Raw genomic sequence first — 22,717 nt, 5'->3', positions numbered from 1 at the left:
ACGATGTACCCGCTATGAGAGCGAGGCGGGAGTTTCGGAACCGCCGCGACATCGAGGTCGCGGTGCTCGACGCGCTCGTCGACCGCCACGACGAGGGGATGACGGTGTTCGAACTCCGTGCCGCCGTGGACGCCGACATCGACACCATCGAAGAGGCGCTGTCGGCGCTGAAAGACGAGAGCCTCATCGTGGTCGAAGAGGCCGACACGGGCGTACTCATCCACGCCGACGAGCGCGTCGTTCCGGACCCGAGCGAAGCCGTCGAAGAGGACGCGTCGCTGTTCGAGAGACTCCGCGAGCGGTTCGGGCTCTGAGCGCGGCGACGCGGAGCACAGACTCGTTTTGACTACCCGCCCGCGCACCGCGACCGAAAACCGGGACGGCCCCGCACCAAAAGCCGGGGGTGTCGTCCGGGAGTGGGAGGGTTTTACGCGCCGAAGGCGAAACGGGGAGTAATGACACTCGTCGCCGACATCCACGAGGCACACGGTGCGACGTTCGAGACGCGCGGCGGAATCGAGGTCGTGAGCCACTACGGCCGCCCCGAGCGGACCCACCGCGCCGTCAGAAACGGCGTCGGCGTCATCGAACACGGCTACGGCGTGGTCGTCGTCGAGGGCGAAGACAGAGTCGACTACGTCGACAACGCGGTGACGAACACCGTCCCCGACGAGGACGGCGAGGGCGTCTACGCCCTGCTTCTCGACCCCGACGGCCGCATCGAGACGGAGCTGTACGTCTACAACGCGGGCGAGCGCCTGCTGATTTTCACCCCGCGGAACCGCGCCGAACCGCTCGTCGAGGAGTGGGGCTCGAAGACGTTCCTCCAGCGCGTCAAGATACGCGACGCCTCCGACGAGTTCGGCGTCTTCGGCGTCCACGGCCCCCAGTCGACCGAGAAGGTCGCGAGCATCCTCTCGGGAGCGGGCGCGCCGGAGCCGGAACTCTCCTTCGTCCGCGGCTCCATCGGCGGCGAACTCGGCGTCACGGTCGTCGCCTCCGACAACCCGACCGGCGAGGAGGGCTACGATGTCATCTGCCGCGCGAAGGACGCCGAAGACGTGCTCGACGCGCTCTTGTTCTACGGCAACCCCTCGGTCCCGGTCGGCTATCGGACGTGGGACAGCCTCACCGCCGAGGCGGGCACGCCGCTCTTCGAGTCGGAACTCCGCGGCAACGTCCCGAACGTCGTCGGCGTCCGCAACGCGCTGGACTTCGATAAGGGCTGCTTCGTCGGTCAGGAACTCGTCTCGAAGATAGAAAACCGGGGGCGACCCTCGCGCCGACTCGTCGGCTTCCGCGCCGACGCCCTCCCCGACGCGGGTGCCGAGGTCACGGCGGACGGCGAGTCGGTCGGCACCGTCACCCGCGCCGTCGAGAGCCCGATGCTCGACGCGCCCATCGGCTTCGCGCTCGTCGACTACGGCCTCGACGCCGACGCCCTTGAAGTCGCGGCCGACGGCGACCGCGTCGAGGCGACCCGCGAGTCGCTGCCGTTCGTCGAGGGGAGCGCGGTGTCGGCGCGGATTCCGACGTATCCGGGCGAGAACTAGACTCGGTGTGCTTGGCGGCTCCCGGCCGTCTCAGAGCAGTTTCTTCAGGTGCTCGCGCGAGAAGAACGAGCTCGGCTTGTCCATGTGGACGCCAATTTCGCCCGACAGCGACCGGAGGCCGACCCGCTGGAGCCACTCGGGGAAGGAGTAACACCGGCGCACGAGGTGGCCCAGCCGAATCTCCCGCGAGAGTTCGTCGCGCCACGCGTCCTCGTAGGCCGACAGCGTCTCTGGGTCGTCGGGGTCGATGGTCGCGGCGGCGATGTCGGCCGCGGTCATCCCGTAGAGGATGCCGCCGCCGGTGAACGGCTTGGTCTGTGCGGCCGCGTCACCGATGAGGAACGCCCGGCGGGTCGTCGTCCGGTCCGGCGGGCCGATGGGGATGGCTCCCGAACAGAAGTGCTCCGTCTCCACGTCGTAAGTGTTCGTGAGCGCGTCGAACATTTCGTTGACCTCAGCGCCCGGCGGGGCCGCGAGGCCGTACTCGACGCCGGCGTCGCCGCGGGGGATGCGCCACGCGAAGAATCGCGGGACCGTGAGGTGCACGTCCACGAAGTCGCCGTCGTCCGGCTCGGGGTCGAACGCGAGGACGCCGTGGAGCGTCTCAGACGGTTCGGGGAGGTCGAGCGCCCGGCGGACCCGCGAGGTCGGCCCGTCGCAGCCGGCGACCATCTTCGCCTCGAACCGGACGGTGCCGGCCTCGCCGGCGACGCTGGCGGTCAGTCGGACCCGGTCGTCGAGTTCCTCGACGGCGGTGACGGTGTGGCCCTCGCGCACGTCCGCGCCGGCGTCGCGAGCGCAGTCAGCGAGGATGCGGTCGAGTTCGACGCGGTCGATGACGTTCGAGACCTCGCTTTGCTTGTAGAACGGGTAGGCTTTCGAGTTCGGGCCGCCGACGCGGAAGTTCGCCCCGTAGATGCGGTTCTGAAACAGGCGGTCGCGCGCCTCGTCGGGGACGTACTCCCAGATGTCGGTGCTGACGTGGCCGGAGCACGCGAGGGGCGTCCCGACCTCGCCTTTCTCCAGCGCGAGCACGTCGTAGCCCGCGTCGGCCGCGCGGCGGGCGAACCGCGCGCCGGCGGGACCGACGCCGACGACGGCGAAATCGTACATGGTTGGGCGTCGCCGCGCCGACCCATGAATCTTCTCGCTTCGGGCGGCGGCGCGAACCGACCGAAAACCGCCCGACTACCCGACGACCGCCAGCCCCGCGGCGGTTCGTCGCGTCCCGTCCCACGGAACCTCGATTCGGTCCCACGAGTCACCGAAATCGGTCGTCCGATAGAGGCCGCGGTCGTTCGCGGCGTAGCACTCGCCGCCGCTTTGCCCGGCGGCCAAGACCGCGCGGGTCGCGCCCGACCCGGTCGGCAGGCCGGTCTCGTCGAGGCGGTCCCACGACTCGTCGCCGTCGCCCTCGTCGTCCGACGCGTCTCGCCTGCGGTAGAGGTACGCCGCCGCCGACCCGACTCGGTGAGCGCGCATCGGCCCGGAGGCGGCCGTCAGAAGCGCCGAGTCCGGGTCCGCGGGGTCGACGACGACGCTCCAGCAGTAGCCGTGGCCGAGCCCCGCGGTCGGCGTCGTCCACGTCTCGCCCGCGTCGTCGGTCTCGGCGTAGCCGTCGCCCGCGGCGACCCAGAGGCGGCCCGGTCGGTCGGGGTGCGTCGCCATCGAGTGCGTGTCTCGCTTGCTCGACGGTACGCGGTCTTGCCATGTGTCGCCGCCGTCGAGCGAGCGGACGAGCGCCCCGGCTTCGACCGCGACGAACAGTCGGTCGGCGTCGGTCGGGTCCGGCTCTATCCAGCGGACGTGGTGGGTGTGCGGGCGGGGCGGAAACGCCCACGACGACGCCGAATCGAGGGTCGAAAGCGGCGCGAGTTCGGCCCACGTCTCGCCGCCGTCGAGCGAGCGGAAGAGCGCCGAGGGTTCGGTGCCGGCGTAGACCACGTCGGGGGCGGCCGGAGAGACGGCGAGGCTCGTCACCGACTCGGGGAGCGGGTCGGTGCCGACCGCGTGCCACGACGCCCCGCCGTCGGTCGTTCGGAAGACGCCGGCGTCGAAGGTCCCGCAGAACGCTCGGTCCGGCGCGCGCGGGTCGGCCGCGACGCACTCGATTCGGTGCTCGCCGAGTCGCCGGCGGGTGGTCGAGTCGTCGGGCGACCCCGTGACCGCGAGAACCGCGCCGTTGGCGGCGGCGTAGAGCTGCATGGGTGACGTAGGCGCTCGGCGGTGAAAAACGCGGGTGTGGAGCGAGTCGCGGCGGGAGCGACGACTACGACAGGCCCCGGTACTCGGTGGCCCGCGCACTCGTGGGCGTCGGCTACTGGTGGTACCGGCGGCGCTGAAGGACGGTCGATGTTGAAAAAAGTCCGCGGACGCTCAGTCGTCGGCCGGCGACGCGGGGCCCGGCATCCCCCCGGGCGTCGTCGGCTCGCTGACCCACGCCTGCCACGCCATGATGAGCATGGAGACGATGAGACAGACCCCCCACAGGAACGTCGTCGGAATCAGGAACGTCAGCCCGAAGCCGACGCCGACCCAGATGGTGAGCGGTAACAGCCACTGCCCGACGACGAACAGCCCGCTCACCGCCGCCCGGAGTCTCCCCGTCAACGCGAACGCGTCCACCGCGAACCCCATCACGACCGCGAGAATCGACAGCACACCCAAGTGCGCGTGGCCGCCCACCAGCCACGACGGAACGCCCCCAGATTCCAGCAGCGTGTACTGGTACAGTCCCACCACCATCATCGTCGCGAGCCCGAGGAACCCCGACGTTTTGAGTATGCGTGACATACACATGGGTAGACGCGAAACGGTCGGAAATGTCTTTCCCCGGAGTAGTTTGATTGGCGAAAGCGTCTCGCCCGGCGAGCGGTCGTCGGCCGAACCGAGCGTGAAACGAAACGTCGGGTTACGGCGACGCGCGGCTCAGTCGTCGTCGGTCGCCACTTTCGCGGGCTTGCGGCGGTCCGACCGCGGCCCCTCCTCGTCCACGTCGGGGAGGTAGTCGCGGAGGTACCGACCCGTGTGGGAGTCGGGGTTCGCAGCGACTTCCTCGGGCGTGCCGCTGGCGACGATAGTGCCGCCGCCCGCGCCGCCCTCGGGGCCGAGGTCGACGATGTGGTCGGCGTTCTTCACGAGGTCGAGTTCGTGTTCGACCACGAGCACGGTGTTGCCGTTGTCGACGAGGCGCTGGAGCACCTCGATGAGCTTCCGCTCGTCTTCCTTGTGGAGGCCGGTCGTCGGCTCGTCGAGGAGATACAGCGTGTCGCCGGTCTGTTTCTTGCCGAGTTCCTCGGCGAGTTTGACGCGCTGTGCCTCGCCGCCGGAGAGGGTGGTCGACGGCTGGCCGAGCTGCATGTAGCCGAGGCCCACGTCGTGGAGCAGTTGGAGGCGGCGGCGAATCTGCGAGTTCGCCTCGAAGAAGTCGAGCGCCTCGTCGACCTCCATGTCGAGCACGTCGGCGATGGTCTTGTCCTTGTACGTCACGTCGAGCGCCTCGGCGTTGTAGCGCGCGCCGTTACACTCCTCGCAGGGCACGTACACGTCCGAGAGGAAGTTCATCTCGATTTTGACGTTGCCCTGTCCCTTACAGGCCTCGCAGCGGCCGCCCTTGACGTTGAAGGAAAAGCGGCCCTTCTGGTAGCCGCGCTGTTTCGAGAGCTTCGTCTCGGCGAACAGCTCGCGGACGTAGTCGAAGACGCCGGTGTACGTCGCCGGGTTCGACCGGGGGGTGCGGCCGATGGGCGACTGGTCGATGAGCCGCACCGTCTCGATTTCGTCGTAGCCCTCGATGGCGTCGTGCTCGCCGGGGTCGACCGAGGTGTTGTCGTTCATCCGCCGGGCGAGCCCCTTGTAGAGAATCTCGTGCATCAGGGTGGACTTGCCCGACCCCGAGACGCCGGTGATGGCGGTGAACGTCCCGAGGGGAAGCGGCACGTCGAGGTCGTCGAGGTTGTGCTGGCGCGCGCCGCGGACGACGAGTTCGCCGTCGCCCTCGCGCCGCGCGTCGGGCACGTCGATGTCCTTGCGGCCCGAGAGGTAGTCGGCCGTGATGGAGTCGTCGGCCGCGACGATGTCGTCGAAGTCGCCCTGCGCGACGACCTCGCCGCCGCGCTTGCCCGGGCCGGGGCCCATGTCGATGATTTCGTCGGCCCGGCGCATCGTCTCCTCGTCGTGTTCGACGACGATGAGCGTGTTGCCGAGGTCGCGGAGGCCTTCGAGCGTGTTGAGCAGCTTGTCGTTGTCGCGCTGGTGGAGGCCGATGGACGGCTCGTCGAGGACGTAGAGGACGCCCACGAGGCCGGAGCCGACCTGCGTGGCGAGGCGGATGCGCTGGGACTCGCCGCCCGAGAGCGTGGCGGCCTCGCGGTCAAGCGTGAGGTATTCGAGGCCGACTTCGGTCATGAAGCCGAGGCGGGCGCGAATCTCCTTGAGAATCTCCTGTGCGATGGTGCGGTCGCGCTCCGAGAGGTCGCTTTCGAGGCCCTCGAAGTGTTCGAGCGCGCCCGCGATGGTCATGCGGTTGACTTCGGGGAGCGTCGTGCCGCCGACGCGGACGTGCCGGGACTGCGCTTTGAGCCGCGAGCCGTTGCAGTCCGGACAGGTCGTGACGGCCATGAACTCCTCGATGTGGTCGCGCGTCCGGTCGGAGTCGGTCTCGACGTGGCGGCGTTCGAGGTTGCCGACGACGCCCTCGAAGGGGTGTTCCTTGTGGCGCGTGCCGTTTTTCGTCGTCCACTCGAACACCACGTCCTCGGTGGTGCCGAACAGGAAGGCGTCCTGCACCTCGTCGGAGAGCTCCTCGAACGGGGTGTCGACGCTGACGCCGAAGTGGTCCGCGACGTTGTCGAGCTGACGGCGGTAGTACGTCCGGTTGTAGCTCCACGGCTCGAAGACGTGCTTGAGCGGCTTCGACGGGTCGGTGACGACGAGGTCGGGGTCGACCTCCTTCGCCTTGCCGAGGCCCTCGCACTCCGGGCAGGCCCCGTGGGGGCTGTTGAACGAGAACGACCGCGTCTCGATTTCGGAAAAGCGGAACGACGAGTTCGGATTGCCGAGTTCCTCGGAGAACTCGACGACGAGGCGGTCGTCGCCCTCGCCCGCGAGCGACCCGGTCGAACGGGTGTTGGAGGCGAAGGGGAGATCCTCGGGCGGGTCGGGGACGATGAGTTTGAGGACGCCGCCGGCCTCCTCCAGCGCGGTCTCGACGGAGTCAGCGATGCGGGAGCGCGCCTCGGGCGCGACTTTCACGCGGTCGACCACCACGTCGATGGTGTGGTCGTAGTTCTTGTCGAGTTCGGGCGTCTCGAACGAGAGGTCGAACTCCTCGCCGTCGACCTCGACGCGGGCGTAGCCCTCGGAGACGAGGTCCGAAAACAGGTCCTTGAACTCGCCTTTCTGGTCGCGGACGACCGGCGCGACGACCTTCGCGCGGGTGCCCTCGGGGAGTTCGAGAACCTGATCCACCATGTCCTGTGCGGACTGCTCGCCGACTTCTTCGCCCGTGATGGGGTCGTACTGGGTGCCCACGCGGGCGTACAGGAGGCGGAGGTAGTCGTGGAGTTCGGTGACGGTCCCGACGGTCGACCGGGGGTTGTTGGCCCCGTTCTTCTGGTCGATGGAGATGGCGGGCGAGAGGCCCTCGACGGCCTCGACCTTCGGCTTGTCCATCTGGCCGAGGAAGTTCCGCGCGTAGGCCGAAAGCGACTCGATGTACCGCCGCTGGCCCTCCGCGTAGACGGTGTCGAACGCGAGGGAGGACTTGCCTGACCCCGACAGGCCGGTGACGACGGTGAACGTCTCGCGGGGGATGCGAACGTCGAGGTTCTTGAGGTTGTGCTCTTCGGCACCGCGAACCTCGATGTAGTCCTTGCTCATTCGGACGACTCTAGGAACGAGAGGACCGAATAGCCATCGGTTCGGGCCGTTCGAGCCGCATCGCTCGCGTCTGCGAGTCGGGGAGAAACAGGTGCGTAAGCGGGGCGTCGTCCGCCGGCGTCAGCCGTTGAGCTTCTGCCGCGAGATAGAGATGCCCGTGGGCGTGATGACGATTTGGTCGTCGCCTTTCTGGACGATGTCGCCGTCGACCTCGCGCGCGACCTGTCGGAGGTCGTCGATGATGTGCTCCATCGTGCTGTCGGAGGTCGTGTGGCGGGTGATGTCCGCGATGACCAGATTGCCGTCGTAGACGGCGTCCTTGATGGCGATAACGTCCTGCTGGCCGCCGATTTCGGCGATGTGAACCGAGAGGCCGGCGTCGCCGCGAGCGGTGTCGAAGTCGTCGAGGTCGAGTTCGACGTAGTCCTCGGTCGTTCGGGAACCACCACCACCGAGAATCTTACTCATGATACCCATAGGACGTAGAGAGGCCACAACGGGGTTAGTTCTTACGTCAGACGAGTGTCCGATTTCAGACAGGTCTCGCCCCGACGACGCGCCGAATCGCCGGCAGGACCGTCGCGAGCGCGTGCGACCGTGGAGTCGGCGGTTCCCACGGGCGTCCGACGCGCGCGGGGCGGCCGCGGCGTTTCGCCGGGTGTTTTTAGCCAGCGGCGCGCGGGGGCAGACGAACACGATGACCTTCAGCATCTGCGTCCGCGAGTCGTACGTCGACGCCGACGGCGACGACCAGCACCGCTTCGGCGTCGCCGTGACGACCCGTCTGCCGGGCGTCGGCGCGCTCTGCCCGTTCGCAACCGAACACGGCGCGGTGGCGACACAGGCGCTGACGAACGTCGAACTCGGGGAGAAAGGCATGGACTATCTCGAAGACGGCCTCGCCGTCGACGACGCCTTACAGGCGCTGTTGAACGCCGACGACGGCCGGGCGGAACGACAGCTCCACGGCGTCGGTTCGGAGGCGACGTTCGCTTTCACCGGCGACGACTGCCTCGGCTGGGCGGGCCACCGCGAGGGCGACGCCTACACCGTCGCGGGCAACCTGCTCGCGGGCGAGGCGGTCGTCGACGCCACCGCCGACGCGTACGAGCGGACCGCCGGCGGCGACGAACCGCTCGCGAAACGACTCATCGACGCGCTCGGCGCGGGGCACGCCGCGGGCGGCGACAAGCGCGACGACCTCGCCATCCAGAGCGCGGCCGTCGTCGTGACTTCGACCGAGGACCGCGAGATGGAGCCGTACTACAACGACCTCCGCGTCGACGCGACGGAGACGCCGCTGCGCGACCTGCGGGAGACGTTCTCGATGGCGCGGGAGGGGTACGAGGCGGCGCTGGAGAAGTACGCCGAAGCGTAGCCGAGCGGAGCACACGCCGAGCCCTGAGACCGCGGCGGTCGGCTCAGACCGAGAACTCGAAGAGGTCGTCGCCGACGTGGTGGATGGATTCGACGACCTTGCCGGAGTCACCGACGAGGTCGGCCCCGTCTTCGAGCGCGCGACCCACGGCGAGCACCTTGCCGTGGGTCTCCTCCGCGATGACGACCAAGTCGCCCGCCTCGATGGACTCGTCGGCCTCGGTGATGCCGGGGCGCATCACGTCGGCCCCGCCGGAGACGAACGAGACCGCGCCGGCGTCGACCGTGACGACGTTCGTCGTCGGCGGGAACTGGTTCGCACCCTTGACCGTGAGAAACGGCTGGTCGTCGACGTACATGACCGCCGGCTCGCCGTCGACGAGGACGACCTCGTAGTCGGCGTCCGCGAACTCGACCGCCTCGAACGCGTCGCCGTCAAGGGCGACGCCGAGGGACGATTCGATGGAGTCGCACAGCGCGTCGATCTCGTCGCTTCGGAGGTGGTGGCGGGACTTGACCTTCATACCGGGTCGTGGACGCTCACGGCCGATAAATCGACCGCTCCGCATCGACCCCCGGCGAGCGTCGGCGATGACGCCCGGGCGGCGTCTGACGCGCGTCAGACCGCGACAGGATAAACTGCTAAGTACGATTGGGTCCACTCCCCTCATATGTGGCGCTCCCGGACGAACCGGGACCGGAATCGTGTCGTGTGCATCGCATGCGGTGACGCGGTCCTCCGGTCGGCGGCGCGCGAGTACGACAAAGAGGGGAACCGCTGGGAACGACACGGCAAGCGGTTCGAACACCTCTGTAAGTCCTGTTACCGGGGACTCTGCCACCAGCCCCGCGAGGAGCTCGAAGGCCTCCTCGTCGACATCGAAGCACACGGCATCTCCGACGAGGAGTTCTTAGTCCGCTACTTCGACGCGGTCAAAGAGCGGTACGAATCGCCCGGCGAGCGCGGTCGCTGAAGACGGGTTCGGCGGCCCGTCGCCGGGCCACGCAAGCGCGCGTCGACGAGTGATATCGATTCTCGTACGTCGCGGCTCGTGCCCGACACTCATTTCTCCCTGCCCCGTCTAGTCGGGGCTATGTCAGACGACGCGCAGGCGTACGCCGGGACCGCCGAAGGGCAAGGACCGGTGGAGATAGACGCCGAACTCGCGCGACACCTCCAGAACAAGCGCGAGGACCTGTTCGAGGAGTTCGAGATTCGTGACGCGTTCCCACCGGAAGTCCTCTCGGAGGCGCGTGCGCGCACCGACGGCGTCCACGAGGAGATCGAAGACGAACTCGAACACCGCAAAGACCTCCGAGACCTCACGACGTGGACGACCGACCCCGTCGACGCCCAGGACTTCGACGACGCCCTGAGCATCCGCGAGAACGAGGAGACGTACACGCTGTGGGTCCACATCGCCGACGTGACCCACTACGTCCACCCCGGCTCGGAGATGTGGGCCGAGGCCGTCAAGCGCGGCAACACCGTCTACCTCCCCGCCTACACCATCCACATGCTCCCGCCGGCGCTGGCCGAGACGGTCTGTTCCCTCGTCCCCGAGGAGGACCGCCTCGCCCACACCGTCGAGATGGAGATCAAGAAGGACACGCTCTCGTTCGAGTCTATCGACATCTACAAGTCCGTCATCCACTCCAACGAACGGCTCACCTACACGCAGTGTGAAAACCGGCTGGAAGACCCCGACCTCCCCCTCCACGAGGAGAACGCGCTGGTCTTCGACCTCGCGGACCAACTCCACGAACAGCGCAAGGAAGACGGCTCGCTCGTCCTCAACCCGAGCCGCGACCGCGCCCACACCATCATCGAGGAGTGCATGCTGAAGGCGAACAAGGCCGTCACGCACGAACTCATGTGGAACCGCGGCGTCGAGGCGATGTACCGCGTCCACCCGCAGCCGACTCCCGACCAGTGGGACAAAGCGCTCCGCGAGATCACCGAACTCGACGGCGTGAGCATCCAGTCCACGTCGTGGGACGAGCCCCGGAAGGCCGTCAACGACGCCCTGGAGAGCGCGAACTCCCGCACGCTGAACAAGATTCAGCGCGCCGTGCTGAAGGTCATGCCCCGCGCGAAGTACATGAACGACCCCTTCGGCGGCCACTACGCGCTCAACTTCGACATCTACGGCCACTTCACCTCGCCCATCCGCCGGCTGTCGGACCTCATCAACCACTGGATCGTCCACGAAAACGACGTGCCCGAGGACCTCGTCGAACTCTGCGACCGCGCCTCGGACCGCCAGAAAGACGCCGAGACGGCCGAGCGACTCTACAAGCAGTTCCTCCAAGAGGTCGGCTTGGACCCCTACGCCGTCAACAACCGCGGCATCGTCACCGTCGACGACGACGGCGAAGTCATCGACGAAAACGGCCTCCCGCCGCAGGAATAACCCGGCGGTCGCTCCCGTTCGACCACTTGTTTTTGGCCGACGAGAATCCACCGGCCGCGACTGGCGAGACGGGCGCGGAGTGACGGACTCGTAACCGAGAGGCTGAAACGGTGGCCCGCGTCCCACCGCCACGACCGCTTACTCCTCTTGTTTGTGCGTGAACAGGAGCACGTCGCCGTCGTGTTGGGTCACACAGAGGTCGAGCATCATGCTCAGTTCGAGGCTGTTGTAGTCGTTCTCGCAGACGACCAAGTCGTCGAACGGCTTCTCGCACGCCGGACAGGCGATAGAGACGGTGTTTTGGTAGGTGGTGACGCCGCCGCTGGACTCGTAGGGCGTGAGCGACGACCGGAGTTCGTCGAGTTCCTCGTCGTTCATGGACGTGTTGTGCGCGGGGCGTGCGTATAATTCTTCACGGTCGGACATCGGTCACGGTCGGACGTGACGGCGGATTGCCGACTCGCGACTGCCGGCTCACGATAGCCCGGCGTCGTCCAGCCCGCAGACCCACCGGAAGTGCGGATGGACCCACGACAGCCCCGCGGCGTTGGCCTCGACCCACGACGATGGGTCGCTCAGCCGACGCGACAGCACCTCCGCGCGTTCCTCGTGCGTGCCCTCCCGGTCGAAGGGTATCAGTTCGAGCGTCCGCGACGCGGGATTGAAAAAGACCGCCCGCTCGGTGTCCGCGTCGAGTCCGATCAGCCGCGAGCCGTTGGCGTCTCTCTGGAGGAGCGCCTGCGCCATCCGGTGTTGGTGGACCCCGCGGCGCGTCTCGCGGAGTTTCGACACGATTGCTCGAAAGAGGGCCGTCGGGTCCGACGGGGGTTCGCCTCGTCGCGTTTCCATACCGACGCCCTCGAAGCGAGACGGTAAGAGGGTCCGCCATGAGCGGAGTGAAAGTGTCGGGTTCGGCGGAAGTGAACGATGTTTCCGAGCGCGCTCGACGGCTAGGTCACGCTCGGACGACGAACAAAGCCGGTTTTCGTTCAGCAACACTGACCGGCCCGAGCGCGTCCGGTACGATGGGGAGTGGTACTTCGTTCGGGTCGCGATTGTGTAGTCGTAGAACGCGACGACTCAGTATTCGCCACGGTGGGTAGCGTCACAAAAACAGCAGTGGCCTAGGCCGTGAGGTACTGAGTGAAGATGGCAATGTTAAAACAATTCTTTGCGTGCGATTATAGTATGGAATCCCCTCCAAAAGACTTCATGCTGGGGCGGTCCAGCGCATGGTCCAGTAAATTTGGACTGGTGATTATTTCGCTACCCTCTATTGGATTCTCTGCGGTCGTATCACGGTTCCTTGGTGTCAACTCACCAGATTCAATCGTTGAACTCTTCTATTTTCTAAGCACGTTCTGCACCGTGCTTCTCATATCAATGTTCAGTACGTACTTCGTGGCATATCAACTCGGCATGGGACAGAAATGAGAAACTGGACGTGCATCTGTCCGCAACGCAGTAGTGACTCGTCGGAACCCTAAGTTACGACTCGCCGTGTTGCGTCGCGAAAATGGTAGTGGACTCGCGGGGTCCCCACGAACGAGCCTGCGAGTTCGTGGGGGCAAGCGAGTCCATTGACTGGAGTGAACGTAGTGAACGGAAGGAAATGGACTCGCGGGGATTTGAACCCCGGGCCTCTTCCTTGCGAAGGAAGCGATCTGCCACTGATCTACGAGCCCTCATTCCCACGGAGTCGTGGGATACACTTATACCCTATGTTTTGTCCGCAGTCGGGCATGCGATAGCATCCCGTTCCGTCGGGCGATTCTGCGGGCAATTGCTCGCGTGTCGAACGGAAGGTGAGATGACACGCGCCTTAGCGCTGAAGGTCAGCTCGGAGGCAGAGTCCTCCGGACGCGCGCCTCGACAGCCGCGAGTGTGACGGGCGGGCCGTCACGAACGGGCGGCCCGGGAGAGCCCGGACAGCGCCGTCGTTAGTCTTCGAGGACGATCTCGATGCTGACGTCGTTCGGAACCTGAACGCGCATCAGCTGGCGCAGAGCGCGTTCGTCAGCGTCGAGGTCGATGAGACGCTTGTGGACGCGCATCTCCCAGTGCTCCCACGTCGCCGTCCCCTCGCCGTCAGGCGATTTGCGGGCGGGGACTTCGAGCGTTTTCGTGGGCAGCGGGATCGGCCCGCTGAGGTTGACGCCCGTCTTGTTCGCGATCTCGCGGACGTCGTCGCAGATATCGTCGAGGTCTTCCGGACTCGTGCCGGCGAGCCGAACGCGTGCCTGTTGCATCGTTATCGCTCGTTGACTTCGAGCACTTTGCCGGCCGCGATGGTCTGACCCATGTCACGGACAGCGAAGCTGCCGAGCTCCGGAATCTCGGAGGACGGCTCGATGCTGAGCGGCTTCTGCGGACGGACGGTCACGATGGCGGCGTCGCCGGACTTGATGAAGTCCGGGTTCTCCTCAGCGACCTCACCCGACGCGGGGTCGAGCTTCTGGTCGATGGACTCGATGGTACACGCGACCTGCGCCGTGTGGGCGTGGAAGACCGGCGTGTAGCCAGCGGTGATGACCGAGGGGTGCTGCATGACGACGACCTGCGCCTTGAAGGTCTCTGCGACCTTCGGCGGGTCGTCGGCCGGGCCACAGACGTCGCCGCGGCGGATGTCGTCCTTGCCGACGCCACGAACGTTGAAACCAACGTTGTCGCCAGGTCCGGCCTGGTCGACTTCCTCGTGGTGCATCTCGACGGTCTTGACCTCGCCGCCGACGTCAGAGGGCTGGAAGCTCACGTTGTCGCCGGGGTTGAGGGTACCCGTCTCGATACGGCCGACCGGGACCGTACCGATGCCGGAGATTGTGTAGACGTCCTGGATGGGCAGGCGCAGCGGCGCGTCCGTCGGCGGCTGCGGTGCCGGCAGGTTGTTGAGCGCTTCGAGGAGGATGTCGCCGTCGTACCACGACGTGTTGTCGGAACGCTCGGCGATGTTGTCGCCCTCGAAGGCCGAAATCGGGACGTAGGTCGCGTCGTCGGAGTTGAAGCGGACCTGCTTGAGGAGCTTGTTGACCTGCTCCTTGACGTCCTTGTACTTGTCTTCGCTGTAATCGACGACGTCCATCTTGTTGACCGCGATGATGAGTTCGCCGATGCCCAGGGTGCGGGCGAGGAAGACGTGCTCGCGGGTCTGCGGCGCGACACCGTCGTCGGCGGCGACGACGAGAACCGCGTTGTCAGCCTGCGAAGCACCGGTGATCATGTTCTTGACGAAGTCGCGGTGGCCAGGACAGTCGACGATGGTGAAGTAGAACTCGTCCGTGTCGAACTCCTGGTGGGCGATGTCGATGGTGACACCGCGCTCGCGCTCTTCGGCGAGGTTGTCCATGACGTAGGCGAATTCGAATCCGCCCTTGCCCTTCTCCTCGGCTTCCTCTCGGTGCTGCTCGATGACGTGCTCCGGGACGGAGCCGGTCTCGAACAGGAGTCGGCCGACGAGCGTACTCTTACCGTGGTCGACGTGGCCGATAATGGCCAGGTTCTGGTGGGGTTTGTCGCTCATTGGTGTGGTCACGCGCTAAGGCGCTCTGTGGGGAATGTTTTTGCTGAAACCCCTAAAACGATTTCGATACGCGCTACGGGCCGTCTAACCGCCGTACTGCGATTTGCGGAACCATACCACGGTCGTGGAGACAGGGAGTTCAGCCGAGGTCGACAGTCGAAGAAAACGAGAGGTACGAGTCCTCTGTACCCTATTCGAGCCGAGAAACGTCGGACAAGACGGCCGTCGCTGTCTCGGGACCGCCCGCGCCGCGGCCGCTGATGTTCAGCTGCCCCGCGTGTTTGGTCTCCAACTGGACGATGTTCTGCGTGCCCGTGACCGACAGCGCGGAGCCCTGCGGAATCAGCCGCGGAGCCACGCGAACCCCGTCGGCGGTCGCCTCGCCGATGAGTCTGACCGTCCGGCCGTCCTCGGCGGCGAGGTCGAGCGCCGTCCCCGGGACGTTGCGGATGCCCTCGACCTCAGCGTCGTCGAGCGCGTACTCCGTCTCGCCGTCGGAGAGGACGTTCGCGAGGATGACGAACTTCAGCGCGGCGTCGATGCCGTCGACGTCGAAGGTCGGGTCGGCCTCCGCGACGCCGAGGTCCTGCGCCTCCGCGAGGACGTGTTCGTAATCGAGACCCTCGGCGGCCATCCGCGAGAGGACGAAGTTCGCCGTCCCGTTCAGCACGCCGCGCGCGGCGGTCACGTGCGGCGCGCCGAGGTCCGAGATGGTCGAGAGGATGGGAATCGCGCCGCCGACAGCCGCCTCGAACTGCACCGTCCCTCCGCTTTCGGCTTCGAGCGCGCGCAGGTCGGCGTAGCGTTCTGCGACCGGACCTTTGTTCGCGAGCACGACGTGGCGGTCGTCGGCCAGCGCCCGCTCGACGTGCGAGAAGCCGGGTTCGGCGTCACCGAGCGTCGTCGGCGTCGCCTCCACTAACACGTCGTAGTCGGCGTCGAACACCGCTTCGGGGTCCGCTCCGCCGACCACGCCCTCGCGTTCCTTGCGGTCGTGGACCGCGCTCGGGTCGAGACCGTCCGGGTCGACCGCGGAGGACGACGAGTCCGCGAAAGCGACGACCTCGTGCCCGTAGTCGCCCGCGAGGTCGAGCACCGAGCCGCCGACCGCGCCCGCGCCGAGCACGGCGAGTCTGAGGCTCATTGGGACCCCTCCGCGAGCGGCTCGACGACGTGCAGCTCCTTCTCGGCGGCGATGTCGCGGACGACCCCGAGCGTCTCGTCGACGCGGCCGGAGCGGACCGCGAGTCGGAGCCGGGCGCTCGACGCCTCGTCGGTCCCCTCGCGGGCGGACAGCGACAGGTCCTGAAGCGTCGCGTCCGCCGAGGACTCGATTCGGTGGAGCGTGTCCGAGAGGTCGGAGTCGACGATGTCACCGACGAGGATAACCATCACCTCTTCGCCGAAGTGCTCCGCACCGGCGCGGATGACGTTGACGCCGGCGTCGCGGAGCGCCTCGACGATACGCGCGAAGCGGTCGGGCGGGCATTCGAGGTCGACCTCCACGGGGATGTGTCCGCGCGGCGTCAGGCTCCCGCGCTCGTGGAAGATGGAAAGCAGATTCCCGCCGTTGTCGGAGATGGGCTTGAGCGCGGCCAAAAGCTGTCCGGGCTCGTCGACGAGTTCGAGCCGAATCGTGTGCGGTTTCGGCATCTCGCCGCTTCCGTCGGCCTCGGCGTCGCTCTCGCCGTCGAGGTCCTGTGCGCTCATCGCCCCACCTCCGTGGGCCGTCCCGACGCTGTTGTCCGCGACGCGCGGTTCGGTCGTGGTTTCGCGTCGTCGCGCCAGGAGTCGAGAGACGTACCCTTACGCATATCTACCCGTGATTCGGCCACGCGGTATAAGCCTTCGCAGCCGACACGGTTTGCCGACGCCGGGAGCGTGCTGGCATGTGTCACAGACGGCCGCCGAGAAGCGAAGCGAACGGTAGATGCGGCGCGGATGGGGCCGACGGACCGGGGCTATCGCTGCCCGGGTGAAAAAACGAAAGCGGCGCGAAGGGTCGCGCTTAGATGTAGTCGATAGCCTGCGAGAGTTCGAGCTTCATGCCCTTGCGCTCGCGGATCTCCATAATCTTCTCGCGCTGGAGATTGTCCGAGAGCACGCGGAAGCCGGCGTTTTCCGTGTTCCAGGAGGCGCGACCTTCCGTCGCGGAGCGCACGTCAGACGAGAAGCCGATCATCTCTTCGACGGGCGCGATACCCTCGATGACCATGAGGTCACCTTCCTGGTACATGTCGTCGACGCGGCCGCGGCGACCCTGAATCTCGCCGGAGGCCGAGCCCATGTACTCGGACGGAACGTCGATGCGGACGTTCTGGATGGGTTCGAGGAGCTTCACCTGGCCCGCGATGAGCGCGCGGTGGACCGCGTCGCGCGTCGCAGGGATGACCTGGGCGGGACCGCGGTGGATGGTGTCCTCGTGGAGTCGCGCGTCGTGGAGGCGGAGGAGCGTCCCCTGAACGGGTTCCGCGGCGAGCGGACCGTCGTCGAGCGCCTCTTCGAGGCCCTCGATGACGAGTTCCATCGTCTCGTTGAGGTGCTGGATACCCTTCGTGTCGTCGATGAGGATGTTCGTCCCGTGGATGTGTTCGACGTTCTGGGACGTGTCCTTGTCCATGCCGGCTTCCTGGAGGGCCTCGCGGCGCTCCAGTTCGGGCATGTCCATCGAGATTTCGCCGAGCTTGATGGAGTCGACGATGTCCTGCGAGAGGGGTTCCGCCGTGATGTAGAACTTGTTGTGGCGGTTCGGGGAGACGCCCTCGACCTCGTGGGACGAGCCCTGGACCTGCTCGCGGTAGACGACAATCGGCTCACCGGTGCGGACCGGGATGCCCTGGTTGTCGCGGATGCGCTGGGTGATGACTTCGAGATGGAGTTCGCCCTGACCGGAGATGAGGTGCTCGCCCGTGTCCTCGTTAATCTCGATGCGGATGGTCGGGTCTTCCTTGGCGACCTGCTGGAGCGTCTGGATGAGCTTCGGCAGGTCGTCCATGCGCTCTGCCTCGACGGACTTCGTGATGACGGGCTCGGAGATGTGCTCGATGGACTCGAACGGCGTCATCTCGACGGACGAGACGGTGGAACCCGCGATGGCGTCACGGAGACCCGTGACGGCCGCGATGTTCCCCGCGGGGACGCCGCGGTCGAGTTCCTCGCGCTCGCCGCCCATGAACACACCGACGGACTGGACGCGATTCTTGCCCGCGGTCCCGGAGACGTAGAGCTCCTGGCCCTTGCGGATGGTACCGGAGAACAGGCGACCCGTCGCGATTTCGCCCGCGTGGGGGTCCATCGAGATGTCGGTCGCCATGAAGACGACTTCGCCGTCGTCGTCGACTTCGCGCATCTGGCGCGCGAGGTCGGACTCGGAGTCACCGCGCCAGACCGTCGGGATACGACGGGGCTGGGCGTCGAGCGGGTTGGGGAAGTGCTCCGCGACCATGTCGAGGACGACGTCCGAAAGCGGCGTGCGCTCGTGGAGTTCCTGGCGGTCGCCGCCGCGTTCGAGTTCCATGATGTCGCCGAAGGAGATGCCGGTCTCCTCCATCGACGGCATGGAGACGCCCCACTTGTAGAGGGCGGACCCGAAGGCGACGGTCCCGTCTTCGACGGAGACCGTCCAGTCGTAGTCCTTCTCCTCGGTCATCCCGCGGATGAGCTCGTTGACGTCGGAGATGACATCGACGAGACGCTTCTGCATCTCCTCGGGACCTTCCTGCAGTTCGTTGATGAGGCGGTCGACCTTGTTGATGAAAAGCGCCGGCTTGACGCCCTCGCGGAGCGCCTGACGCAGGACCGTCTCGGTCTGCGGCATGGCACCCTCGACGGCGTCGACGACGACGAGCGCGCCGTCGACGGCGCGCATCGCGCGGGTCACGTCGCCACCGAAGTCGACGTGGCCCGGCGTGTCGATGAGGTTGATGAGGTGGTTCTCGCCTTCCCATTCGTGGGTCATCGAGACGTTTGCGGCGTCGATAGTGATGCCGCGTTCCTGTTCGTCTTCCTTCGTGTCCATCGCGAGCTGCTGGCCGGCAGTCTCGTCGGAGATCATGCCCGCACCCGCGAGGAGGTTGTCGGAGAGGGTCGTCTTACCGTGGTCGACGTGAGCGGCGATGGCGATGTTCCGGATCTGCTCCGGCTTGTCCATCAGTTTCTCACATTCCTGGACGATCTTCTTTCGTCGGCCCATTATACAGGGGTCTACCGGCAGGAGGGNGATCTGCTCCGGCTTGTCCATCAGTTTCTCACATTCCTGGACGATCTTCTTTCGTCGGCCCATTATACAGGGGTCTACCGGCAGGAGGGTCAAAAGAGTAGTGTTTTTGCCGAGCGGATTTTCCATTTTCAGCCGTCCTACCGCCGGGGTATGAGCAGTTTTGTCACGATAGGCGCGACTGTCCGCCGGGCGCGAATCTCGTCGCCGCGCTCGGCGCAAGAGTCATGTTGGTTGATAACATTCCTCAATTTGAATGGACCTCCGAGTCGTCGGGGGCGCACCGGCAGACCCGTTCTTGAGCGCCGCCGACCTGTTCGAAACCGAGTTCGAGCTTTCGTACCCCGTGTTCGTGCGCGTGCGGGACGACCCCGACTCCCGAACGTGGGCCGGCCACTATCAGGACCGTCACGTCCTCAACATCTCCCGGCAGGCCGCCACCAGCGCGATGGCCCGCGAGCTCGCGCTCCACGAGCTCTCGCACATGGCCCGAAACGAGGAAGGTCACGTCTCGCACTATCAGTCGACGCGCGAGGCGGTCTTTCTCGCGCTCGCGGGCCGGACCGTCGAGCGCCGAAAGCTCGCGCACTGCTATCAGATTGCCAACCACTGCAAGGACATCTACGCCGACGACCTGACGTTGTCTGTCGCGCCCGCGGACAAACTCGTCCAGTTCCTCGAATCGCAACTGGCCGCGGCGCTCGCTGACCGACCGCAGTCGCCCGCGCGGCCGGGCTCCCGACTCGTCACCGCCGGGTCGGACCCCGACATCACGGCCGTGAACGCCGCGTTCGCGCTCGCGCTCGTGGAGCGACACGACCTCGTCGAACCGGACCACCGGCTGTACGACCTCGCGCACGCCGCGGCCGACGACGCGCCGTCGGTGTCGCTCGACACGTTCAAAGAGCGGTTCCGAACGCTCGCCGCCGACCCCTCGAAAAGCGAGTACCGCCGGACGCTCGTCGACGTGGTGAAACGCTACGTCGTCAACCCCGGAGTGGCGGCCGACTGAGCACCGCGCACCGACCGCGAGCGGACGGGCGAACGCTCCGCGAGCGTGGCGTACCGGCGTACGGCGTCGCCACTCGGCGCAGTGAAAAACGAAAGAGAGTGGAGAGATTACCGGGCGGCTTCCGCGACGCGCTCTTTCTCCTCTTTCTGGGAGATAGCGTACGTCTGGACGTCGTAGTCGGCCGCGCCGATGAGCTGCTGTGCGAGCGCCTCGGCGGCGGTGGTCGTCGTCTTGTAGGAGCCGCTGAGCGTGCCCTGCGCGATGAACTTCAGCGCCTCGTCGACGCGGCGCTGCGGGGCGACGTCGACGGCCTGCGGGACCGAGATGCCGCCGTACTTGAGGCGGACGGTCTCCTCGCGGGGACCGGCGTTCTCGACCGCGCGGATGAGCACCTGCACGGGGTTCTCCTCGGTGCGCTCGTTGACGATTTCGAACGCGTCCTTGACGATTTTGCTCGTCTTCTGCTTGTGTCCCGTGTTGTCCTCGGTCTGCATCAGGCGGTTGATGAGCCGCTCGACGATGCTGATTTCGGACTTCTGGAACTGCTTCGAGGCGTGACGGCCCATCGTGTGGGCGATGGGCGTCGCCTTGATGTACCGGCTCATGCTGGGGTCGGTGTACTCCATCTCGGAGACGTCCCAGACGCCGAACAGAAGCGCGTTCTCTTTCGCTTCCTCGCTGCTCGCGGGGGACTCGGGCTCGGGTGCGTCGCTTTCCGACATGGTTAGCGCACCGGCTTTTCGGCGTTCCCGCGGACGAGTTCGATCATCGAGACGCCGTTGACCTTCTCGACCTTGTAGTTGACACCCGAAAGGTCGCCCATCGCGCGACCCTTCGCGCCGCCGATACCGGCGATGGTGACTTCGTCGTGCTCGTCGATGAACGAAATCGCGCCGTCACCGGGACAGAAGGCGGTGACCTGCTTTCCGTTCTTGATGAGCTGAACACGGACGCATTTCCGAATCGCCGAGTTCGGCTGCTTTGCTTCGATACCGACCTTCTCGAGGACGATGCCGCGACCCTGCGGGGCACCCTCGAGCGGGTCGGACTTCTTGCCGAGACCGCGCTCACGGCGCGCGTACTCAGAGTCGGACCAGCGGCGCTTCTGCCGGTCCTGCTTGAGCTTGCGCGCGGCGTATTTGCCGTTCGCCATAGTGAACAACAGTTCCAGATGGAGCTACTTAAGCCTCCCTTTTTGAATCCGACGAGACGGCTTCAGGAGCGATTAGCGACCCCTAAGGAGGTATCTGAGGTCGTTTCATAGATTCGAACGACGGCACCTCCGCGTCGAAGAGGGACTAAACCGCCCGGAGATAGTGTCGTTTCACCCACGCATGCGAACGACCGCCACACCGGAAGGTTTTGGTCTCGCGGGCGGCTCACTCGCCGTCGCGGTCGCCGACGAGGTCCACGTCGAGGCGACCGCTGACCTCCCGTCCCGACGCCGGCCCGAGCGTCAGCCCCTCCTCGTCGAACCGTCGCTTGACGCGCCGTCGGTACTGCGAGCGAACATCGACGAGATTCGCGTCCATCGGCGAGCCGACCCAGAACTCCGTCTGGAGCCCGACCGAACTCCCGGCGAACTCGACGATGCGCGCGGTCGGCTCCGGGTCGTCCAGCACGCGGTCGTCCTCCCGCGCCGTCTCGACGAGTTCGCGGAGCGCCAGTTCCGCGTCGTCGGCGTACGCGATATCGACGCGTTCGGTGATTCGGTAGCGCTCTCGGCCGTACGGGCGGGTGAGGGCGTTCGTCGTGAGCTCCGTGTTCGGCACGGAGATGGTCTCGTTGTTCACCGTCCGCACGCGCGTGACCCGGAAGTCGACCGCCTCGACGACGCCCTCGCCGCCCGGCCACGATATCCAGTCGCCGACGTTGAAGTCCGGGTCGGCAACGAGAAAGAGCCCGCTGATGAGCGCGCCGATGACCTCCTGTCCGGCGACGCCGACGACGAGCGTCAGCGCCGCGACGATGAGCGCCGTGTCCGTGAGCACCGAGGCGTAGCCCGCGCCGACGACGCCCGCAAGCGTCGCGAGCGCGATGACGACGGCGTGCGCGTAGGTCTCCGTCGCCGACTGCAACGTCGGGTTGTTCCGGTTCCGGGCGCTGACGAGTCGCGTCACGCCGGGGACCAACAGCAGCCGGCCGACGAGATAGACCGCGACCGCCGCGGCGGCGAACCCCGCGGTCGCGCTCGCGAGCTCCTCGTACTCCGAGAACTGCGTCGGGTCGAGTTGCCCGGCGGCGACCCCGACCGACAGTCGTGTCGACGACATGCGTAGCTCGCCGTTCGGTGGGGACAAAAACGTGTGGTCGAGTCGGCCGCCGCGTTACGTCAACTGGATGTCGTCGATGTCGTAGTGGCGACGCGCCAACTCGCGGGCGGTGTCGATGGTCTTCCCGCTCGCGCCGATGGCGACGCCGCGGTCGGCTTCGGCGACCTCGACGTACGCGACGGTGTCGTTCTGCCGCGAGAGCGTTACGTGTCGGACGGCCGCCGGCGCGAGCGCGCTCGCGACGAACGCCTCCGGCGTGTCGGCGTCCTCGACCAGTTCGACCGACCGACCGATTTGTCGCTCGACCGACTGGACGGTCCGTCCGCCCGGACCGATAGCCGTCGCCATATCGCCCGCGGCGACGAGGAAGACGACCCGGTCGTCGAAGACGAGACAGTCGTGGGCGGTCGCCTCCGTCTCCTCCTCGAAGAGGGCGATGAAGCGCCGGGCCGTATCCGACAGCGTAACTTTCATC

Annotated in this window: 24 protein-coding genes and 1 tRNA gene; 7 read left to right on the top strand and 18 right to left on the bottom strand. The window is 66.6% G+C overall.

Going from position 1 to position 22,717, the window contains the following annotated elements:
- Positions 1 to 14 precede the first annotated feature (14 nt).
- On the top strand, positions 15 to 314 hold the full coding sequence (locus tag C458_RS15310; RefSeq protein WP_004044525.1) for a DUF6432 family protein: 300 nt from the start codon (positions 15 to 17) through the stop codon (positions 312 to 314).
- A gap of 141 nt (positions 315 to 455) precedes the next feature.
- Positions 456 to 1,553, top strand: coding sequence for an aminomethyltransferase family protein (locus C458_RS15305; RefSeq protein ID WP_008577062.1), 1,098 nt, complete (start codon positions 456 to 458; stop codon positions 1,551 to 1,553).
- Between the two features lie 30 nt (positions 1,554 to 1,583).
- Here C458_RS15305 and C458_RS15300 read toward each other — a convergent pair whose 3' ends face one another.
- The 5 genes from C458_RS15300 to sepF form a co-directional block, all read right to left on the bottom strand.
- The gene (locus C458_RS15300; RefSeq protein WP_008577061.1) at positions 1,584 to 2,666 is read right to left on the bottom strand and encodes a geranylgeranyl reductase family protein; all 1,083 of its coding nucleotides are present in this window, start codon (positions 2,664 to 2,666) and stop codon (positions 1,584 to 1,586) included.
- Between the two features lie 75 nt (positions 2,667 to 2,741).
- The gene (locus C458_RS15295) at positions 2,742 to 3,758 is read right to left on the bottom strand and encodes a hypothetical protein (RefSeq protein WP_008577060.1); all 1,017 of its coding nucleotides are present in this window, start codon (positions 3,756 to 3,758) and stop codon (positions 2,742 to 2,744) included.
- Between the two features lie 171 nt (positions 3,759 to 3,929).
- Complete coding sequence (locus C458_RS15290) at positions 3,930 to 4,352, bottom strand: hypothetical protein (protein WP_008577058.1); 423 nt, start codon at positions 4,350 to 4,352, stop codon at positions 3,930 to 3,932.
- Positions 4,353 to 4,481: 129 nt separating this feature from the next.
- Complete coding sequence (uvrA, locus tag C458_RS15285) at positions 4,482 to 7,433, bottom strand: excinuclease ABC subunit UvrA (protein WP_008577057.1); 2,952 nt, start codon at positions 7,431 to 7,433, stop codon at positions 4,482 to 4,484.
- Between the two features lie 120 nt (positions 7,434 to 7,553).
- Entirely contained in the window at positions 7,554 to 7,910 is a 357-nt protein-coding gene (gene sepF / locus C458_RS15280; RefSeq protein WP_004044531.1) for a cell division protein SepF, read from the bottom strand.
- Between the two features lie 220 nt (positions 7,911 to 8,130).
- On the opposite strand from sepF, the gene C458_RS15275 reads away from it, so the two are divergent.
- Positions 8,131 to 8,811: a DUF1028 domain-containing protein gene (locus tag C458_RS15275; protein ID WP_008577056.1), complete on the top strand. Its 681-nt coding sequence runs from the start codon at positions 8,131 to 8,133 to the stop codon at positions 8,809 to 8,811.
- Positions 8,812 to 8,854: 43 nt separating this feature from the next.
- Here C458_RS15275 and C458_RS15270 read toward each other — a convergent pair whose 3' ends face one another.
- Positions 8,855 to 9,334, bottom strand: a complete 480-nt coding sequence (locus tag C458_RS15270) for an RNA-binding protein (protein ID WP_008577055.1) — start codon at positions 9,332 to 9,334, stop codon at positions 8,855 to 8,857.
- 147 nt (positions 9,335 to 9,481) lie between these two features.
- Between C458_RS15270 and C458_RS15265 the strand changes: the two genes are divergently transcribed.
- On the top strand, positions 9,482 to 9,784 hold the full coding sequence (locus tag C458_RS15265; protein ID WP_008578483.1) for a small CPxCG-related zinc finger protein: 303 nt from the start codon (positions 9,482 to 9,484) through the stop codon (positions 9,782 to 9,784).
- Between the two features lie 120 nt (positions 9,785 to 9,904).
- Entirely contained in the window at positions 9,905 to 11,224 is a 1,320-nt protein-coding gene (locus C458_RS15260) for a ribonuclease R family protein (protein ID WP_008577053.1), read from the top strand.
- A gap of 138 nt (positions 11,225 to 11,362) precedes the next feature.
- On the opposite strand, the gene C458_RS15255 is transcribed toward C458_RS15260, so the two are convergent.
- Both C458_RS15255 and C458_RS15250 read right to left on the bottom strand, forming a co-directional pair.
- The gene (locus C458_RS15255) at positions 11,363 to 11,602 is read right to left on the bottom strand and encodes a hypothetical protein (protein ID WP_004065334.1); all 240 of its coding nucleotides are present in this window, start codon (positions 11,600 to 11,602) and stop codon (positions 11,363 to 11,365) included.
- A 96-nt stretch (positions 11,603 to 11,698) separates the two neighbouring features.
- A complete protein-coding gene (locus C458_RS15250; RefSeq protein ID WP_008577051.1) occupies positions 11,699 to 12,073 on the bottom strand; it encodes a hypothetical protein in 375 nt (124 codons plus the stop codon).
- A gap of 339 nt (positions 12,074 to 12,412) precedes the next feature.
- On the opposite strand from C458_RS15250, the gene C458_RS18205 reads away from it, so the two are divergent.
- Positions 12,413 to 12,658 (top strand): hypothetical protein, encoded by a 246-nt coding sequence (locus C458_RS18205; RefSeq protein ID WP_152418145.1) that lies wholly within the window; start codon positions 12,413 to 12,415, stop codon positions 12,656 to 12,658.
- Positions 12,659 to 12,837: 179 nt separating this feature from the next.
- Here the strand turns inward: C458_RS18205 and C458_RS15245 are convergent.
- From C458_RS15245 to C458_RS15220, 6 genes are all read right to left on the bottom strand, one after another.
- Positions 12,838 to 12,909, bottom strand: a tRNA-Ala gene (locus C458_RS15245).
- 255 nt (positions 12,910 to 13,164) lie between these two features.
- Positions 13,165 to 13,473 carry a 30S ribosomal protein S10 gene (gene rpsJ, locus C458_RS15240; RefSeq protein ID WP_004044563.1) on the bottom strand — a complete coding sequence of 103 codons (309 nt, stop codon included), beginning with the start codon at positions 13,471 to 13,473 and terminating at the stop codon, positions 13,165 to 13,167.
- Positions 13,474 to 13,475: 2 nt separating this feature from the next.
- Positions 13,476 to 14,741 (bottom strand): translation elongation factor EF-1 subunit alpha, encoded by a 1,266-nt coding sequence (gene tuf, locus C458_RS15235; protein ID WP_004044564.1) that lies wholly within the window; start codon positions 14,739 to 14,741, stop codon positions 13,476 to 13,478.
- Between the two features lie 190 nt (positions 14,742 to 14,931).
- Entirely contained in the window at positions 14,932 to 15,885 is a 954-nt protein-coding gene (locus tag C458_RS15230) for a homoserine dehydrogenase (protein WP_008577049.1), read from the bottom strand.
- Positions 15,882 to 16,451 carry a hypothetical protein gene (locus tag C458_RS15225; protein ID WP_004065336.1) on the bottom strand — a complete coding sequence of 190 codons (570 nt, stop codon included), beginning with the start codon at positions 16,449 to 16,451 and terminating at the stop codon, positions 15,882 to 15,884. Before C458_RS15225 ends, C458_RS15230 begins: the two co-directional genes overlap by 4 nt.
- Positions 16,452 to 16,749: 298 nt before the next feature.
- Positions 16,750 to 18,933 carry an elongation factor EF-2 gene (locus C458_RS15220; protein ID WP_008577046.1) on the bottom strand — a complete coding sequence of 728 codons (2,184 nt, stop codon included), beginning with the start codon at positions 18,931 to 18,933 and terminating at the stop codon, positions 16,750 to 16,752.
- Between the two features lie 280 nt (positions 18,934 to 19,213).
- On the opposite strand from C458_RS15220, the gene C458_RS15215 reads away from it, so the two are divergent.
- The gene (locus tag C458_RS15215; protein WP_008577044.1) at positions 19,214 to 19,969 is read left to right on the top strand and encodes a DUF5781 family protein; all 756 of its coding nucleotides are present in this window, start codon (positions 19,214 to 19,216) and stop codon (positions 19,967 to 19,969) included.
- A 107-nt stretch (positions 19,970 to 20,076) separates the two neighbouring features.
- Here C458_RS15215 and C458_RS15210 read toward each other — a convergent pair whose 3' ends face one another.
- The 4 genes from C458_RS15210 to C458_RS15195 all read right to left on the bottom strand — a co-directional run bounded on the left by C458_RS15210 (position 20,077) and on the right by C458_RS15195 (position 22,716).
- A complete protein-coding gene (locus C458_RS15210) occupies positions 20,077 to 20,691 on the bottom strand; it encodes a 30S ribosomal protein S7 (protein ID WP_004044569.1) in 615 nt (204 codons plus the stop codon).
- A gap of 2 nt (positions 20,692 to 20,693) precedes the next feature.
- Entirely contained in the window at positions 20,694 to 21,122 is a 429-nt protein-coding gene (locus C458_RS15205; RefSeq protein WP_004044570.1) for a 30S ribosomal protein S12, read from the bottom strand.
- Positions 21,123 to 21,348: 226 nt separating this feature from the next.
- Positions 21,349 to 22,242, bottom strand: coding sequence for a mechanosensitive ion channel family protein (locus C458_RS15200; protein WP_008577042.1), 894 nt, complete (start codon positions 22,240 to 22,242; stop codon positions 21,349 to 21,351).
- A 54-nt stretch (positions 22,243 to 22,296) separates the two neighbouring features.
- Positions 22,297 to 22,716, bottom strand: coding sequence for a NusA-like transcription termination signal-binding factor (locus tag C458_RS15195; RefSeq protein ID WP_008577041.1), 420 nt, complete (start codon positions 22,714 to 22,716; stop codon positions 22,297 to 22,299).
- Position 22,717: the final 1 nt, after the last annotated feature.

This window comes from Haloferax sp. ATCC BAA-644 (assembly GCF_000336975.1).
Lineage (GTDB): Archaea > Halobacteriota > Halobacteria > Halobacteriales > Haloferacaceae > Haloferax > Haloferax volcanii.
This window is presented reverse-complemented; position numbering and strand designations above follow the sequence as displayed.

What these genes read in the sequence shown, in the direction of transcription:
- C458_RS15310 (WP_004044525.1), top strand. Translation starts at nt 15, where the DNA reads ATGAGAGCGAGGCGGGAGTTTCGGAACCGCCGCGACATCGAGGTCGCG.
- C458_RS15305 (WP_008577062.1), top strand. Translation starts at nt 456, where the DNA reads ATGACACTCGTCGCCGACATCCACGAGGCACACGGTGCGACGTTCGAG.
- C458_RS15300 (WP_008577061.1), bottom strand. Translation starts at nt 2,666, where the DNA reads ATGTACGATTTCGCCGTCGTCGGCGTCGGTCCCGCCGGCGCGCGGTTC.
- C458_RS15295 (WP_008577060.1), bottom strand. Translation starts at nt 3,758, where the DNA reads ATGCAGCTCTACGCCGCCGCCAACGGCGCGGTTCTCGCGGTCACGGGG.
- C458_RS15290 (WP_008577058.1), bottom strand. Translation starts at nt 4,352, where the DNA reads ATGTGTATGTCACGCATACTCAAAACGTCGGGGTTCCTCGGGCTCGCG.
- uvrA (WP_008577057.1), bottom strand. Translation starts at nt 7,433, where the DNA reads ATGAGCAAGGACTACATCGAGGTTCGCGGTGCCGAAGAGCACAACCTC.
- sepF (WP_004044531.1), bottom strand. Translation starts at nt 7,910, where the DNA reads ATGGGTATCATGAGTAAGATTCTCGGTGGTGGTGGTTCCCGAACGACC.
- C458_RS15275 (WP_008577056.1), top strand. Translation starts at nt 8,131, where the DNA reads ATGACCTTCAGCATCTGCGTCCGCGAGTCGTACGTCGACGCCGACGGC.
- C458_RS15270 (WP_008577055.1), bottom strand. Translation starts at nt 9,334, where the DNA reads ATGAAGGTCAAGTCCCGCCACCACCTCCGAAGCGACGAGATCGACGCG.
- C458_RS15265 (WP_008578483.1), top strand. Translation starts at nt 9,482, where the DNA reads ATGTGGCGCTCCCGGACGAACCGGGACCGGAATCGTGTCGTGTGCATC.
- C458_RS15260 (WP_008577053.1), top strand. Translation starts at nt 9,905, where the DNA reads ATGTCAGACGACGCGCAGGCGTACGCCGGGACCGCCGAAGGGCAAGGA.
- C458_RS15255 (WP_004065334.1), bottom strand. Translation starts at nt 11,602, where the DNA reads ATGAACGACGAGGAACTCGACGAACTCCGGTCGTCGCTCACGCCCTAC.
- C458_RS15250 (WP_008577051.1), bottom strand. Translation starts at nt 12,073, where the DNA reads ATGGAAACGCGACGAGGCGAACCCCCGTCGGACCCGACGGCCCTCTTT.
- C458_RS18205 (WP_152418145.1), top strand. Translation starts at nt 12,413, where the DNA reads ATGGAATCCCCTCCAAAAGACTTCATGCTGGGGCGGTCCAGCGCATGG.
- rpsJ (WP_004044563.1), bottom strand. Translation starts at nt 13,473, where the DNA reads ATGCAACAGGCACGCGTTCGGCTCGCCGGCACGAGTCCGGAAGACCTC.
- tuf (WP_004044564.1), bottom strand. Translation starts at nt 14,741, where the DNA reads ATGAGCGACAAACCCCACCAGAACCTGGCCATTATCGGCCACGTCGAC.
- C458_RS15230 (WP_008577049.1), bottom strand. Translation starts at nt 15,885, where the DNA reads ATGAGCCTCAGACTCGCCGTGCTCGGCGCGGGCGCGGTCGGCGGCTCG.
- C458_RS15225 (WP_004065336.1), bottom strand. Translation starts at nt 16,451, where the DNA reads ATGAGCGCACAGGACCTCGACGGCGAGAGCGACGCCGAGGCCGACGGA.
- C458_RS15220 (WP_008577046.1), bottom strand. Translation starts at nt 18,933, where the DNA reads ATGGGCCGACGAAAGAAGATCGTCCAGGAATGTGAGAAACTGATGGAC.
- C458_RS15215 (WP_008577044.1), top strand. Translation starts at nt 19,214, where the DNA reads ATGGACCTCCGAGTCGTCGGGGGCGCACCGGCAGACCCGTTCTTGAGC.
- C458_RS15210 (WP_004044569.1), bottom strand. Translation starts at nt 20,691, where the DNA reads ATGTCGGAAAGCGACGCACCCGAGCCCGAGTCCCCCGCGAGCAGCGAG.
- C458_RS15205 (WP_004044570.1), bottom strand. Translation starts at nt 21,122, where the DNA reads ATGGCGAACGGCAAATACGCCGCGCGCAAGCTCAAGCAGGACCGGCAG.
- C458_RS15200 (WP_008577042.1), bottom strand. Translation starts at nt 22,242, where the DNA reads ATGTCGTCGACACGACTGTCGGTCGGGGTCGCCGCCGGGCAACTCGAC.
- C458_RS15195 (WP_008577041.1), bottom strand. Translation starts at nt 22,716, where the DNA reads ATGAAAGTTACGCTGTCGGATACGGCCCGGCGCTTCATCGCCCTCTTC.